This window comes from Mesorhizobium loti, from assembly GCF_013170705.1.
Lineage (GTDB): Bacteria > Pseudomonadota > Alphaproteobacteria > Rhizobiales > Rhizobiaceae > Mesorhizobium > Mesorhizobium loti_D.
In genome coordinates, this window is record NZ_CP033334.1 from 3,408,496 (window position 1) to 3,423,262 (window position 14,767).

General features: G+C 61.8%; 16 protein-coding genes. 7 read left to right on the forward strand and 9 right to left on the reverse strand.

The features are described 5' to 3' along the window. Positions 1 to 42: 42 nt before the first annotated feature. Complete coding sequence (locus EB815_RS16575) at positions 43 to 402, reverse strand: response regulator (protein ID WP_056571240.1); 360 nt, start codon at positions 400 to 402, stop codon at positions 43 to 45. Then, positions 399 to 2,297 carry a PAS domain S-box protein gene (locus EB815_RS16580; RefSeq protein ID WP_056571242.1) on the reverse strand — a complete coding sequence of 633 codons (1,899 nt, stop codon included), beginning with the start codon at positions 2,295 to 2,297 and terminating at the stop codon, positions 399 to 401. Before EB815_RS16580 ends, EB815_RS16575 begins: the two co-directional genes overlap by 4 nt. 274 nt (positions 2,298 to 2,571) lie before the next feature. Here EB815_RS16580 and EB815_RS16585 point away from each other — a divergent pair, with 274 nt between their 5' ends. Next, positions 2,572 to 2,751, forward strand: coding sequence for a hypothetical protein (locus tag EB815_RS16585; RefSeq protein ID WP_056571244.1), 180 nt, complete (start codon positions 2,572 to 2,574; stop codon positions 2,749 to 2,751). Between the two features lie 13 nt (positions 2,752 to 2,764). Here EB815_RS16585 and EB815_RS16590 read toward each other — a convergent pair whose 3' ends face one another. From EB815_RS16590 to EB815_RS16610, 5 genes are all read right to left on the reverse strand, one after another. Then, positions 2,765 to 3,430, reverse strand: a complete 666-nt coding sequence (locus tag EB815_RS16590; RefSeq protein ID WP_056571247.1) for a hypothetical protein — start codon at positions 3,428 to 3,430, stop codon at positions 2,765 to 2,767. Then, positions 3,411 to 3,824 (reverse strand): phage holin family protein, encoded by a 414-nt coding sequence (locus EB815_RS16595; protein WP_056571249.1) that lies wholly within the window; start codon positions 3,822 to 3,824, stop codon positions 3,411 to 3,413. The genes EB815_RS16590 and EB815_RS16595 overlap by 20 nt, the downstream gene beginning before the upstream one ends. Before the next feature lie 14 nt (positions 3,825 to 3,838). After that, the gene (locus EB815_RS16600) at positions 3,839 to 4,363 is read right to left on the reverse strand and encodes a hypothetical protein (protein WP_056571251.1); all 525 of its coding nucleotides are present in this window, start codon (positions 4,361 to 4,363) and stop codon (positions 3,839 to 3,841) included. Between the two features lie 343 nt (positions 4,364 to 4,706). Beyond that, a complete protein-coding gene (locus tag EB815_RS16605; protein ID WP_056571253.1) occupies positions 4,707 to 5,204 on the reverse strand; it encodes a hypothetical protein in 498 nt (165 codons plus the stop codon). 216 nt (positions 5,205 to 5,420) lie between these two features. Next, the gene (locus EB815_RS16610) at positions 5,421 to 7,247 is read right to left on the reverse strand and encodes an AAA family ATPase (RefSeq protein ID WP_081294871.1); all 1,827 of its coding nucleotides are present in this window, start codon (positions 7,245 to 7,247) and stop codon (positions 5,421 to 5,423) included. Positions 7,248 to 7,921: 674 nt separating this feature from the next. Between EB815_RS16610 and minC the strand changes: the two genes are divergently transcribed. From minC to minE, 3 genes are all read left to right on the forward strand, one after another. Continuing rightward, complete coding sequence (gene minC / locus EB815_RS16615) at positions 7,922 to 8,764, forward strand: septum site-determining protein MinC (RefSeq protein WP_056571256.1); 843 nt, start codon at positions 7,922 to 7,924, stop codon at positions 8,762 to 8,764. Positions 8,765 to 8,841: 77 nt separating this feature from the next. After that, positions 8,842 to 9,657, forward strand: a complete 816-nt coding sequence (gene minD, locus EB815_RS16620; protein WP_056571258.1) for a septum site-determining protein MinD — start codon at positions 8,842 to 8,844, stop codon at positions 9,655 to 9,657. Then, on the forward strand, positions 9,654 to 9,926 hold the full coding sequence (gene minE / locus EB815_RS16625; protein WP_056571260.1) for a cell division topological specificity factor MinE: 273 nt from the start codon (positions 9,654 to 9,656) through the stop codon (positions 9,924 to 9,926). Before minD ends, minE begins: the two co-directional genes overlap by 4 nt. Before the next feature lie 72 nt (positions 9,927 to 9,998). On the opposite strand, the gene EB815_RS16630 is transcribed toward minE, so the two are convergent. Both EB815_RS16630 and EB815_RS16635 read right to left on the reverse strand, forming a co-directional pair. After that, positions 9,999 to 11,240, reverse strand: coding sequence for an ATP-binding protein (locus tag EB815_RS16630; RefSeq protein ID WP_056571262.1), 1,242 nt, complete (start codon positions 11,238 to 11,240; stop codon positions 9,999 to 10,001). Then, positions 11,237 to 11,962 (reverse strand): response regulator, encoded by a 726-nt coding sequence (locus EB815_RS16635; RefSeq protein ID WP_056571264.1) that lies wholly within the window; start codon positions 11,960 to 11,962, stop codon positions 11,237 to 11,239. The genes EB815_RS16630 and EB815_RS16635 overlap by 4 nt, the downstream gene beginning before the upstream one ends. 227 nt (positions 11,963 to 12,189) lie before the next feature. Between EB815_RS16635 and EB815_RS16640 the strand changes: the two genes are divergently transcribed. The 3 genes from EB815_RS16640 to EB815_RS16650 all read left to right on the forward strand — a co-directional run bounded on the left by EB815_RS16640 (position 12,190) and on the right by EB815_RS16650 (position 14,766). Further along, positions 12,190 to 12,897 carry a hypothetical protein gene (locus EB815_RS16640; protein ID WP_056571266.1) on the forward strand — a complete coding sequence of 236 codons (708 nt, stop codon included), beginning with the start codon at positions 12,190 to 12,192 and terminating at the stop codon, positions 12,895 to 12,897. 124 nt (positions 12,898 to 13,021) lie between these two features. Next, entirely contained in the window at positions 13,022 to 13,228 is a 207-nt protein-coding gene (locus tag EB815_RS16645; RefSeq protein ID WP_056571267.1) for a hypothetical protein, read from the forward strand. Between the two features lie 263 nt (positions 13,229 to 13,491). Next, positions 13,492 to 14,766: an efflux RND transporter periplasmic adaptor subunit gene (locus EB815_RS16650; RefSeq protein WP_056572103.1), complete on the forward strand. Its 1,275-nt coding sequence runs from the start codon at positions 13,492 to 13,494 to the stop codon at positions 14,764 to 14,766. Position 14,767: the final 1 nt, after the last annotated feature.

Sequence of the window (14,767 nt, forward strand, 5' to 3'; positions counted from 1 at the left end):
AGGCGATAGCGGACTCGCGAAAGGAAGCTGCGGTCGGCCTGCTTATCCGAAGAGCGCGAACCGCAACGAAAGGTCGAGTTTCTCTTTCGAGTAAGGTTTGGCAATAATCATCGCTCCCTTGGCGAAGTCTGCCGCACCGTCGCCATATCCAGTGGCGCATACAATCGGGATACCCCGAAGCCGCAAAGCCTCGGCAACGCGCTCGCTCCGCTCACCTCGTATATTGATGTCCAGGACAGCCGCGTCGATTTCCTGGGTCTCAATGATTGCAATAGCGCCGTCGATGGTGGTCGCAGGACCAATGACAGTGGCCCCCAGCTCAATCAGAAAATCCTCGGCCAACATGGCAATCAGGGATTCGTCTTCGACGATGAGCACACGTCGGCCTGACAGTGTTGTCATTGCGGCATCCTCCCCTCCATCAGGGGGGCATCTATCCTGCAGACAAGGCCCTGAGGCTGGAAATCCATCGCGACCTCCGCCTCGAGATCTGCGGCCAATCCTCGCTCGAGGAGGCGAGAGCCAAAGCCTCGCTTGGCCGGAGACGAAACGGCGGGACCTCCGAGTTCGCTCCAGACAAGCTTGAGCCTCGGCTTGGGCTGGTCGCTGAGAAACCACTCGACCGAAATCTTGCCGGCCTCGTTTGAAAGGGCGCCGTACTTCACGGCGTTTGTCAGCAGCTCATGGAAAGCGAGCGCCAGGGAGAGAGCCTGGTTAGGCCGCAACAGAATTGCGGGTCCGGTCGTCGAAACCCGGTTGGAGAACGCGCCTCTGATCTGCAGGCTGTCGCGTACAAGCTGGTCCAAAGACGCATGTTCCCAACTGGTCTGCGTCAGGATGTCGTGCGCAGTCGACAGCGCCATCAGCCGGCCTTCGAACGCGGCATGGGCAACGGTGGCCTGCGTTCCCTTGAACGTCTGTTGTGCAATCCCCTGGACGACCGCCAGAGTGTTTTTCACCCGATGGTTTAGTTCGGCCATCAGCAGCTCTCTTTGTGCCTCCGACCGCCTTCGTTCGCTGATGTCCACCACGGAGGCGAGCGCCATCATTCCTTCCCTCGTCTGAATCGGGCTGAGCCCAATCTCGACCGGCACCTCTTTTCCGTCCTTGCGCCGCGCATAGAGATCTCTGCCCGCACCCATCGGGCGCGCCTGCGGGGAGCTCCCATACCCCTGGCGAAAAACCGGATGGGAGCCACGAGAGCGATCGGGGACCAGCATCTCGATGCCTTGCCCCACCATCTCCTCCCGCCCATAGCCAAACAGGGTTTCGGCATGAAGATTGACGAGAACGATGCGCCCCTCCTCGTCCGTCATCACCATACCGCTCGGGGCCGCCTCTACGGCCGAGCGAAACCGTTCCTCACTGTGGCGCATCGCCATCTCTGCCTGGTCACGTTCCGTGACGTCGACATTTACCCCGATCAGCCCGCGGAATATGCCACTTGCGGAGAAGTGGGGACGGGCGGTCGTGAGCAGAACGCGGTACTCGCCCTTGCAATTTCGGTAGCGGCCCTGGACCGAGACGGCTGTCTGCGTAGACAAGGCCTGCATCATCCGAGTCCCAATTTCGGCAGCATCATCTGGATGAATGGTCGGGTGCCAATTGAACGTCGGGATATCATCGGTCTCGACGCCCCAGAACTCGCGTAGCATCATGTTCAGATTGGTGCATTTGCCCAAAGCGTCGCACGTCCAGATCATCACCGGAGCGTGTTCCGACATAAGGCGAAATTGTTGCTCGGATGCTCGCAACTCTTCCTCGGCTAGCTTGCGCGCGTTCTCCGCCCGCGTCCGCTCCAGATAAAACCCGATCTGTCTGGCAATGGTCGTGGCGAGATCGATTTCATGGACGGCAAACGAATGCCGGCGTTCATAATAGGTCATGAATTTGCCCACCACCTCACCTTGAACCGTCAATGGAATGAACGCCAAGCCAACAATGCCTTCGCTGGCAATCATCTCTTTGACGGCGGCTGGTTCATCCGTTTCGGCAATGTGTGAAACGAGGATGGCCTCAGGGTTGCATTCGCCGACAACCCAGGGCGAGTGACCTTCCAGAGCTTTTCTGTAACGTTCCGACAGCCCGCGCCAGGCGACAAACCGCATCACGCCTGCCTCGTCGAAAAGCAGCAGGGACGCGCGTTCACACCCCAATCCGTCGCGAATGGCATCCAGACCAGCTTCAAAAGCTTCGTGACTTGCCTTTGCCCGGTACAGCCGATCCGTCAGCACGTAAAGCGCACTGAGTTCGTCCAGACGCTCTGCGAGCTTTTCGCCGCCCCCACCTAACTGCAACGCCGACCCTCCCTTAGGCGAATAGTTATTTAGCAACGACGCATGTAACGCCAAGCAGTCGCTTTCGTTCCAATGCCCAGGTTTCGCAGATCATCGTCGGAGAGTTGAAGTGGGATCGCCAATCGCCTCGACACGGGACCGCCAGGTTCGCCGCACCAAAGCTGGCCTGTATGCAGGTTCAACATTGCGACATGGTCATGTCGAAATGTTTGCATTCAAATGAGTTTCACGACGCTAATTCTTGGCCCCTCACTTGCGATCGTGGGAGGAAGTCATGGGATCGCCCGAGCACGCCGTCGAGATCCTCCGCGACAAGAAGTGGACCGTCCGCGTCACGGCCTACGGCAGCACCTTGACCTTCCCATTCGAGGCCGAAAGCTATGCCCGCTCTTACGCGGATGGGCAGGCGTTCCGGCTTGGTGTCGAAGTCGCCGAATGCAAGAAGTGCGCCTGACGGTGCCCGGCAATCACATGTCGGGCGGATTGCGCGCCTCTTCATTGCGCACGAAATAGTCGCTTGCCAACGCCAGCACAGCCAGAAAGGCAGCGCCGTATCGCGCGAAGCCAAAGGCCTCGGCCGCTGCAATTTTAGCACCCCGCTTGTGCTCGCTGACGAATTGCGCCGCCACGTCCCGAACTTCGTCGGCGGCCTTACCGAACAGCGCCTGCTCTTTGGCTGTTGGCCGAAATGCCCGCCCGATGGCATGGCCTATGAAAAGACCTGCAGCGGAGCCGGCTATCGCCTTTGTCCGATCAATGTTTGAGACCACACTTCGCTGAGCTGCGTGGTAACGGCTTGGTCCAGCATCGACATGCCCACCGCTGACGAGTGTTTCAATGTCAGCGCCGGCAACTCCAGCGGGGACATTCCCGCCAGCGCTTCTCCGTCCTGCATCGAAGACAGCAACGGCACCCAAGGCCACAGCCGCCGCAGTGCCACCATTCTCCTTTACGGCATCCGTGACGCCACCAAGGACCCCGATCACCTTCTGCTTGGCGTAGTGCGTCGAGACTTGCACCAGATGGGTGGGTTGCAGCCGGCGGCTCAACTCGCTGACCGGCCCAAAAAGTGCCTGCCGTTCAGCGCGGCTTTGCACCAGTATATCCCGGATCTCATTGCTGGGTTGAGCCATAACGTAGTCCCTGCTTCAAAGCTGCGAGGTCTGTCCGCACCTGATTGACGGTCTCGACGGGCGTGATGGTCCATCCGATCAGAGCGCGCTTAGCCAGATAAAGAGAGAGTACCCCTGCGCCGATCAAAACGGCACCGACGATCAGGCAGGCAAACATCGCGCCGACCCCGAAATGGATCATCGCAAGGATGAGGAACTGGACCAAGGCGAATGCCGCCAGGACAAAGAACATGGCGGCAGCCACGCCGCATGCGCCCGACGAGACGATAGTCGAGGTCTTTGCCCGCATTTCCGCTTCGAGCAGACGAAGATCGAGGCGCATCAACGAAGCAAATTGGCTTACAGCTTCGCTGAGCACGCTCCCGAATGGCCGATGGTCCGTTCCCTGATCCATGCTCTTGATCCTTCTCAGGACCGATCGGAGCTTCGCATGATCCGTGTCAGGACGACTCCGGCCATGATGCCGACGCCGAAAAAGGCTGCCGGCTGGCGCTGCGCGAACTTGGTGACGGAATCGAGCAATTCACCGACGTTGCGGTCCCTGATATCGGTCGAGATCCGCTCGACGCCTTCGGCAGCATTGCGCACCATGCTTGCGACCTGAGGCGACTGTTTCTCGATGCCGTCAGCCGCGTCCTTCACGGAATGGGCGATATTGGCGATCGCGTCGGCGCCTGCGGTCTTGTTTGACTCGACGGCGTCCTTGAAGGCGCCGGCGGCATTGGATGCCATGGACCCGGCATAGTCCTTGGCGTCGCTCGAAACCGAAGCCGCGGCATCTTTCAGATGCCCGGCGGTTTCTGCCGCACTCGTCTTCAACTTGGCGAGCGCCTCCTTGCTGTCGCCGGCGCGCTCAGCGCCCGTGTTGCCCTGCCAGCCATTCTCGTTGGCGATTCCTGATCCCGAAAGGTTGTCTGTATCTAAGGTGTTCACGGCGAGTCACTCCTGTGTTGATAGGAGGGGAACTTCGCCACGAACAAGCGGTTCCGGCAGCTAGCAAATATCGCTGAGTTGATCGCCCGCTTTTCGCCTCCGCCTACCGGGCCGTGATGGAATCGACAGGGAAGCCGCTTTGGCGCTTACGGCGGATGATGCGCTGCCGCAACACCCACGAGATCGCCAGCACCGATGTGCTGTAGGTCGAAGCCGTGCGCAGCGGCCTATGGGGCGACGCGCAACCTCGGCACGTTCGACAACCGCGAGGCGGCGGAGAAGCATGGGCGCGAGGTGCAGTATTTCAAGCGGCATTGAGCCTCCGCAGCGCCTGATGTGCGGCTCATTCCTTGGCCGGCTCTTCGTAGATGCCGATGATCAGCAGCCAGGCGCCCGAAATGAGGAAGGCGAACAAGACGATGGTTCCAAGGGCCGCGATGTAAAGGCCGACGCCGCGTCCGAGAACCAGCAGAAACGCGCCGATGACTTCGGCGAGGTAACACACCGTGCCGCCCGCGAGCCGGGGCACGGTGAGCCCGATGGAACTCATCCCCGACTTGATGGCGACGACATAGCCTCTGACAAAGATGAATGTCGCGACGACCCACAGCAAAAGCCATTCGAGGCCGAGTGCCGGAAGATATTGACCGCCCAGAAGCGCCAGGCTGCAGGCCATGAAAATCGCGCTGAAGCCCGACAGCATGTTGATGGCCCGGTTCTTGTGCGTCGTGTTGCGGACAATGCGTTCGGGATTGATCGAGATGGCGACGAAGATCAACCCGGCAAGCCCCGCCGCGCCGCCGCCCACCATGACGAAGAAATTGGTCCATTGATCCAACATGACTTGCCCCTCATGGGCCGAGCTTCAGCCGGCCCGATGGTAGGCTAGCATAGCTGCGTTCTTGAACTCCACGGGGCGAGACGGCTGATTGGGGAGGACCTCGTTTGGGCGTCAGGTCCGGGATCTTGCAGCTTGGCGGCGCCCGTCAGCGAGCAATAATCAGGACCTGTGGATCGGGTATCGCCCACTCTGTGGCTGTAAGAAAAAGCGCGACAATTACGAGGCTATCGTCGCGACCAAGTTCTCGACGTAGTCTCGCAACTGGACAAGGCGATCGGGGTTATGTTCGAGTGTATGTTTCATCAGAAAGAGCGTATCATTTTTCTTTGCGAACGGCGCTCGGTGCTCAGAGACGGTTCCGCAGACCCGAGCGATCAGATTCGCGGCATCAACATGCGCAAGCCATACCTCGTCTTCGATGTTACCTTTCCATTCCGGAATCTTAAATGGAGGCTCTCCTGCAACTTCCGTCAGCTTGGCTTCAAGGATCTCCGGTGTGACGGTTTCGGCTGACGAAGGGTCTTTGCTGATGATGAACGCAGCGATTGCCGCCGGGTCCATCAAATAACATTCCAAATGGCGCCTAGGTAGGAAGTGCAATAGACCGCCGGAATCTCGCGTCATCTTGGTTTTCTGATTCTCGGTCAGTTTTTCCGTGTCGAAGCTGAAGGCAACCGAAACCACTAATGTTGCTGCCGCCGTGCTTAGTCGGTGATAGACCTCGTAGACGATGGCAGGATCCCGCTTGTTGCTATTGAAGTCGCCCGTAGCCGCAACAGAAGTGAAGATCGTTCCTCTGGGCAAATTCCCAACCAACTGTTGATACAAATAGGGGAAGCACAGTTCTTCTGTTGGACCCTCGACCCAGATGACCCGCTCCGCTGCAAATACATCTGCCATAGAGACGCCTAGGTGCTCGGCCACCTCTCGAAATTTTCCCACATCATCAAGGTCCAATCGCTCGACAGATGAATCGTAGCCTGCTCTCCTAACGAGATGGATGGTGCTTGGGTTGCTGAAACCAATCACCTCCGGCGCGTGCGTGGATATAATGTACTGATGCTGGGCGTACCGCGTCTGTAAAATTCGAAGGAGCGCTTTGACTGCTGCAGGATGCAGAAAGCTATTGATCTCATCAATTATAATAACAGCGCTGTCAATTGTCATAATTGCGACGAGAATTGCAATAACTTGTGAGACACCTGTGCCGCTTGAGTTGAGAGGAAAACTTAACTCCACTCTCTCCATTGCTTCAGTTGGCCAGACTCGAACTTCCATATTTCGGTTGTCAGGCCTAGTTCTGACGCTGAGATTGCCGACGGACTGAAATATCTCTCTGAGGTGATCAACCAGTTGTTTGAAAACGTCCCCTCGTTCGCTGCTGAGGGTGTGGAGAACATTCGGTAAATTGCTCGCATTAGGATGAAGGCGCGCGGCATATCCTGCCTCTGCTTCTCCGACTGTCATACGTTCTGCCGCAAAGTAGAACATATCCCGCTGCCAAGCATCGAAGAGAAGGTTGGGCAAAGTGTCATTTGCTGCGGCTGTCGGTGATCTATCAAGTAAAAGTTCGCCATTCTCGGGAGCTGCAGAAATATATGCTGCCGAATCGCCGGAATTGTGTTCAAAATATCCGTAGGATGGATAATTTCCAAAGAATCTATTCTCGTTTGGATACTTCAATACCTTAATATGTATTTCTTCATTTCCAAAAATAATACCGAAATCGGGAAATACCTTTCCGTCGTTTAACATTTTAATAGGAAAATATTGGCGATTTCCGGATCGCATGACCCAGTCTCGAATCTCAGTTCCGATCGCAGCGACGGTAAAATGAACTTCCGGCCTAGGAAGCATAAAGTCTTGCCATTTTTCGGGCGTGCGGTGTCTGTCGTCGGGTATATGTAATAATAATGCACGTAAAGTAGCACTCTTACCCGCGTTATTTTGACCTATGATTATATTGAAACCGTTGGAGAAATATATATCGCCAGAATCTCTAAATGATTGGAAACCATTTATTCTTAGTTTAACAATTTTCATTTTATTCTCACCCGCTAGATTGCGCGGTATATGAGGGCGTTAAGAAAGAAATGTTCTCACATAGCGATAAACTGCTTCGGTGCAGTCAACCGTAGAATTGTAGCCGACTATGTCTTCGGCGGCCCGCAGCGCCCCTTGAGGATAGCGATCTCGGCCTCGTGGTCGCCTCCCGACATCGACGCCACCGGCACGCCAATCAAGAACACCCCCAGCGCACCGCCCGTCGAAGCCTTGTTCTGCTGGTTTGATATGACGGCTAGGCGCTGTCTGTCGGCCTGTGTGCAAGGTCCGGAATTTGGAATTCCTGCAATCTTCTCTGGCGGTGTGGCGCACCCTGCTAGGCTGGCCAGCACCGATAGTGTCAGTACAGCACGTCTCACAATTCCCCCACTTTTCAATAAACCCACCCGCCGGCAACATTACGTGGCGCATGACATTGCACAAGTATTGGGGGCAGCGTCACACACGATTATTTTTGACAAACTGGGACGAGCTTCATCGCTGTCTGGTCTCTATAAATGCAATAGCGTCGGAGGAGGCGGGCAGTCCCGCCCCAAGGGACTCGGCAGGCCCTGTCAGGAACCTTAATTCCGACACTCCTCTATCCACCCTCGTTAACCATTCGTTAACCATTCTCTCGCTAGCGTTTACCTCTCAGTAAGGATTCGCCAGCCGTGACCTTTGCCGCCCCCCTCGAGGCTAAATCCATTCGCTTTCGTGCTCGTTCCTTCGTCGCTTTCACATTGACCCCGGAAGCGCCCATGGCGGAGTGGCTGCAGGGGCTGGATCACTGGATCGGCAACTCGCCGGGCTATTTTGCCGGGCGGCCGGTGCTGCTGGATCTGAACGTTTTGAAGCCGCAGCCGAGCGAGATCGCGGCACTTGTGGCGGAGCTTGGTACGCGCGGTATCCGCATCTATGCCATCGAGCTTGAAGGGGCCTCGCTCGGGCCTGACCTGCCGCCTTTGCTGGTCGGCGCCAAGGAGGCGACGACGGATGGGCTGCTGCCTGGCCGCAAGGGCGCCGACAAAGCGAGGGCGGAGGTTTCCGACAAGGCCGAGCAGCCTGAAGGCAGCGCCGGCAAGGGCAGGGCGGAGAACGGCAAGGCCGACAGCGGCAGGATTGGCGAGGGCAAGGCTGGCGCAAGCAAGGCGGGCGAGAGCGAGCCGCAGGTTTCGCATTATGATTCGGGCACGCTGATGATCAAGGCGCCGATCCGGTCCGGCCAGGCGATCATGCATCCGCATGGCGATGTGATCGTGCTGGGCTCGGTCGCGTCCGGTTCGGAGATTGTCGCCGCCGGCTCGATCCATGTCTACGGCACGCTGCGCGGGCGCGCTTCGGCGGGCGCGCTGGGCAACACGAGCGCGCGCATCTTCTGCCGCCGCAACGAGGCCGAGCTTCTGTCCGTCGACGGCTGGTACATCACCGCCGAGGAGATGGAAGGGGTTTCGCGCGGCAAGCCGGTGCAGGCCTTCCTCGACGGCGACAAGCTGCGCGTCGAGACACTGAGCTGACTGGTCCGCAAGGCGGCCGAGATGGCAAGCCGGCGGGCCGACGGAAATAACAGAGAAAAACAACGGAGGCATTTTTCATGGGCAAGGTAGTGGTGGTCACTTCGGGCAAGGGGGGCGTCGGCAAGACCACCTCGACGGCGGCGCTCGGTGCCGCCGTGGCCAAGACCGGCAAGAAGGTGGCGCTCGTCGATTTTGACGTCGGCCTCAGGAATCTCGACCTGATCATGGGCGCCGAACGCCGCGTGGTGTTCGACCTCGTCAACGTCATCCAGGGCACCGCGAAGCTGTCGCAGGCGCTGATCCGCGACAAGCGGGTCGAGACGCTGTTCCTGCTGCCGGCCTCGCAGACGCGCGACAAGGACGCGCTGACGGAAGAGGGCGTCGGCGAGGTCATCGACAAGCTGCGCTCGGTGTTCGACTATGTGTTCTGCGACAGCCCGGCCGGCATCGAGCGCGGCGCGCAGCTCGCCATGCGCTTTGCCGACGAGGCGGTCATCGTCACCAATCCGGAAGTGTCGTCGGTGCGCGATTCCGACCGCATCATCGGCCTGCTCGACGCCCGCACCATGCGCGCCGAACAGGGCGAGCAGATCGCCAAGCACGTGCTGGTCACCCGCTACGACGCGGCGCGCGCCGCGCGCGGCGAAATGCTCAGCATCGACGATGTGCTGGAAATCCTCTCGGTGCCGCTGCTCGGCATCATCCCCGAAAGCCAGGATGTGCTGCGCGCCTCCAACCTCGGCGCGCCGGTGACGCTGTCGGAGCCGCTCAACACCGCGGCCAAGGCATATCTCGACGCCGCAAGGCGGCTGGAAGGCGAGGACCTGCCGGTCGTCGTTCCCTTCGAGCGCAAAGGCTTCCTCGACCGGCTGTTGGGAAGGAGGGCGGCATGAACGTGTTCGACCTTTTCCGTCGGCGCTCCAGCGCGCCGGTGGCGCGCGAGCGGCTGCAGGTGCTGCTCGCCTATGAGCGCCGCAACCGCAGCCAGCCCGACCTGGTCTCCATCCTGCGCGAGGAGATCATGGCCGTCATCGCCAAGCACGTGCAGATCGACCAGGACTACCTGCAGGTCTCGATGGACCGCGGCGAGACCATGTCGACGCTGGAGATCGATATCCAGATCCCCAACAAGAGCGCTGTGCCGATGGCGATCGCGGGATGACTTTTCACCCTCCCCCTTGTGGGGAGGGTCGATCCGCAAAGCGGATCGGGGTGGGGGGCCGCGCCGTACCCCTCACACAGCCTTGAACACCACCGTCTGCGCCAGCCCGCCGCCTTCGCGGTTCTCCAGCGTCACCGTCCCGCCATAGCGCTCGATGATCTCCTTGGCGATGGCCAGGCCCAGCCCGGCGCCCGGAATGAATTGCTGGCGGCCGGGGTCGACCCGGAAGAAGGGCTCGAAGGCCTTGTTGATGAGGTCGGGCGGAATGCCCGGGCCCTTATCGGAAATGGTCAGCACGGCACGCCTGTCGGCGAGCGCGAGGCTGATGCCGCAGGCCTTGCCATGGGTGGCGGCGTTGACGATCAGGTTGCGCAGCGCCCGGCGCAGGCCGAGCGCGCCGGCGCGCACCGAAACCTTGTCGAGGTGGCCGATCGAGACGGCATGGCCGAGCGACACCATCTCGGCTTCGATATCCTCCACCATCTTGCGCAGGTCCAACGGCTCGACCGCATCCTGGTTCACCTCCTCGCGCACCAGGCGGATGGCGCTGTCGGCGATGCGGTCGAGCTCGTCGAGGTCGTGAAGCCATTTGTCGCGGTCCTCGTCGAGGAATTCGGCGCGCAGCCGCATGCGCGTCATCGGCGTGCGCAGATCATGGCCGGCGGCGGCGACCAGGCGCATGCGGCTTTCCATGGCGGTCCTGAGCCGCGACGACAGCTGGTTCAGCGCATGCGCGGTCGCCTTGACCTCGGCCGAGCCCACTTCCGGCACCGCGGCCAGCACACCATCGCTGCCGATCTTGGAGACGGCGGCCTCCAGCATTTCCAGCGGCCGGATCAGCACCGAGGTGAAGTACACCGAGACGGCGGTGGCGCCGGCCACGATCAGCGAGATCCAGCCGGCCAGAACCAGCCATTCGCGGCCCGGCGGCTTGAGATGCGGCACATCCATGATCGCCCAGCGGCTGTCGGGCAATCGCACCGACGCGACCTGGCCGGGTTCCTCTCCTTTTTCGCTGACGATGGCCTGCAGGTCGAGACCGCGGCGTTGCAGGATGTGGTTGAGCATCGCCGTTTCCGCGCTGGCGACCTTGCCGCCGGCCGGATGGTCCGTGAATTGCACCCGCAGCACGTCCGGTATCGGGCCCGGCAGCAGCCGGACCACCAGTTCCATCTGCTGGGCGATCCAGGGCACGGTCAGCTCCGGCGGCGGCCCGCCGCCGCGCACGCTGAGGATGGCGGCCGTCGCCAGGCCGACGACGCCGACGATCGAGGCGACCAGCAAGACAATGAGGCGGCGGCGCAGCGAGTTCACGCCGGGACCTCCACCGTCTCGACACGGGCGGTGAGCTGGTAGCCGCCATTGCGCACGGTCTTGAACAGCGGCCCGTCGCCGGTGTCGGCGAATTTGCGGCGCAGCCGGCTCATCAGCACGTCGACCGAGCGTTCGAGCGGGTCGCGCTCGCGGCCCTGCGTGAGATCAAGCAGCTGGTCGCGCGACAGCAGCCGTCCGGGCCGGTCGAGGAACACCTGCAAAAGGTCGAACTCGGCGCCGGTGAGATCGATGCTCGCGCCTTGCATGTCCGTCACCTTGCGGGTGTCGGGCTCCAGCCTGTAGCTGGCGAAGCGGTAGACGCGGGCGCGGGGAGCGGGCGCGTCCTCGGGAACCGCGCGCCGCAGCACGGCGCGGATGCGGGCGGTGAGCTCGCGCGGGTTGAAGGGCTTGCCGAGATAGTCGTCGGCGCCGAGCTCCAGCCCGATGATGCGGTCGACATCCTCCTTCAGCGCCGTCAGCAGGATGACCGGGACGTGCGGCTTGCGGTCCCGCAAGCTCCGGCAGACGTCGAGGCCCGACCCGTCCGGCAGCATGACGTCGAGCACGACGAGGTCGAACTGGCCGGAGGCCAGCTTCTGCTCGCATTCGCGCCGGTCGGCCGCCACCGAGACGCGAAAGCCCTGGCCGTCGAGGTAGCGGCCGAGAAGCGTCCTGATCTCGCGGTCGTCGTCCACGACGAGGATATGGGGTTGTGACTGCATGAGGCGTGCCCTTGCCCGTGATTGTAGGGGGCTTGAAGCTGATTATAGGGAGAGCGCGCGCCGGCGGCATGGAAAATTGCAACGCAATGTTTCTGGCCGGGGTCGGGAAACATTCGGAAACAAATTGCCCCTTTGCGGAAACCTTCGGCAACATGCCGACGCGAAGCGGACAAACAGGCTTCCTATCCTCATGGCCGTCCGATGCATGAGAGAAAGGAACACCAATCATGCGAAGCAGACTTCTTGCGCTCGGCCTGTTTTCCGTCGCCGCGATTCATCCCGCGCTGGCGGCGCAGCCCGATGCCGGCCCCGCTCCGGGCGAGCCGCCGCCCGCCATCGCCATGCAGGACGGACCGATGCCCGGACCGCAGGGTTTTGGCCCGCATGGCCCGATGCGGCATGGTCCGCCAGGCTGGGGGCCGCCAGGCTGGGGCCCGCAAGGCGTTGGCCCGGAAGGCTTTGGTCCCCGCCGCATGGGACCGCCGCCGGAATTCATGCTGGCCGCCAGGCTGGCGGCGCTCGAGACGCGCGTCGGCATCCGCAGCGAGCAGCTCGACGCCTGGCGCGACTACACCAGCGCGCTGCAGGCGGTGCTTTCGCCGCCCCGGCCTGATCGCGGTCCCGGCGGCACTGGCGGTCCCGAGGCAAAGGGGCCTGATGCGGCTCCGGGCGGCAAGCCCGATGCCTTCGCCTTCCAGGAAAGGCTGGCCGACGACATCACGGCGCGCGCGGCTTCGGCCGCCAAGCTCAAGGATGCGATCGCCGTGCTGCGCGCCAAGCTTACTCCCGAACAGCTCGAAATCCTCGCTTCGGCGGAACGCCCCCACGGACCACCCCCCGGCCCCTGGGGCGGCCCGCCGAATGATGCAGCCGCGCCTGGAGGTCCGCCCGACCAGGGCGGGCAGCTTCCGCCACCCCAGCCCGGGAACGGCTGATCACTCCAGCCGGCTGCGCCGGCCGGCCCGGCGCCCAACCCGTTCTCGGGCCGGCCGGTCCCGTGGGATGGCTGACATATCCAGCCATCCCATCCTTCAAATCACACACAATGGAAGCTCGGCAATGTGGGAAGCCCTGATGATGCTGCGGCTGATCGCGTCGGTCAGGCCGATCGGCTCGCTCGGCCAGCGCGCCGGCCATGCCGTCACGCCAGCGGCGCCGCCGGTCGGCACGCCGCAGGGTGCGATCCGCTTGCATTTTGCCGCCTGGCGCCTGTCGCTGCCGGTTTCGCGGCAGCTCCACGATCATCATGACCGCAAGACCGCATAGGATGCAGGCAAGGCTTGGCATGCAACCGCCAATCGGCATAAATGAGCGCGATGGGCATCGCGGCCCGGAACTCTATCGTCGGGTTCGATCTGGCCGCGGAGAAGGAGCGCGACATGAGCCGCTTCGAGGCACTGCTCGACGCCGCCCTCGCATGGGCGCGGCCCGTTTTCACGATATCGATCGCCGTCGAGCGTATTTCATCGATCCTGCCTGGCCTCGCTTCCGGTGCCAGGCCGCCGCAACTCCAGGGAAAGATCCAGGCCATGCCTTTCACGCCTAGCCAATCCGTCGTGTCGGTCCATCCACGCCGGCTCGCGCCCTGGGCGGCAGCGCTCGCCGCCACGGTTCTTCTGGCGGCCTGTTCGCAGGAACAGAGCAAGACACCGGCCGGCATGGCCGGTGCAAGCAAGCCGGAAGTCGGCGTCGTCACGCTGCATCCGCAGTCGGTGGCGATAACAGCCGAACTGCCGGGACGCACTTCGGCCTCGCTCACCGCCGATGTGCGCCCGCAGGTCAACGGCATCATCCAGGCGCGCCTGTTCAAGGAGGGCAGCGAGGTGGTGGTCGGGCAGCCGCTCTACCTCATCGATCCGGCGAGCTACCAGGCCGCCTATGACAGCGCGCAGGCGGCCCAGCAGAAAGCCGAGGCGGCGGTGCCGACGGCGCAGGCCAAGTTCGACCGCTATGCCGGCTTGCTGAAGCAGAACGTTGTTTCCAAACAGGATTATGACGATGCCGCCGCAACGCTGGCCCAGGCCAATGCGGATGTGGCGTCCGCCAAGGCCAGCGTCGAAACCGCGCGCATCAATCTCGACTACACCAAGATCACCGCGCCGATCGCCGGCCGCATCGACAAGTCGTCGCTGACGCCGGGCGCCCTGGTCACCGCCAATCAGGACACCTTGCTCACCACCATCCGTTCGCTCGATCCGATCAATGTCGACGTCACGCAGTCGAGCACCAATCTGCTCAACCTGCGCCAGGCCATCAATGAGGGCCGGCTGAAGTTCAGCGGCCCCAATGTCAGCGTCAAGCTGAAGCTCGAGAACGGAACCATCTACAACCAGACCGGCAAGCTGGAATTCGCCGGCGCCAATGTCGACCAGACCACCGGCACCTTTGCGCTGCGGGCCGAGTTCCCCAATCCCGACCGCCTGCTTCTGCCGGGCATGTATGTGCGCGCGCTGGTCGAAGAGGGCGTCGCCCAGAACAGTTTCCTGGTGCCGCAGCGGGGCGTCACCCGCAACACCAAGGGCGAGGCGACCGCCATGGTCATCAACGCGCAGGGCAAGGTCGAGACGCGTGTGCTCGCCGTGCGCAACAGCGTCGGCAACAACTGGCTGGTGGATTCGGGCGTCGGCGACGGCGACCGTGTCATCGTCGAGGGCCTGCAACTGGTGCGGCCCGGCGGCGACGCGACGGGCGTCGAGGTGACGATCGACGAGATGACCGGCGAGGTCAAGGACCGGGCGCAGACCTCTTCGGCCGCATCTTCCACGTCCAAGATGGCCGATAGCAGCCAGTCGACCGGGAACTGAG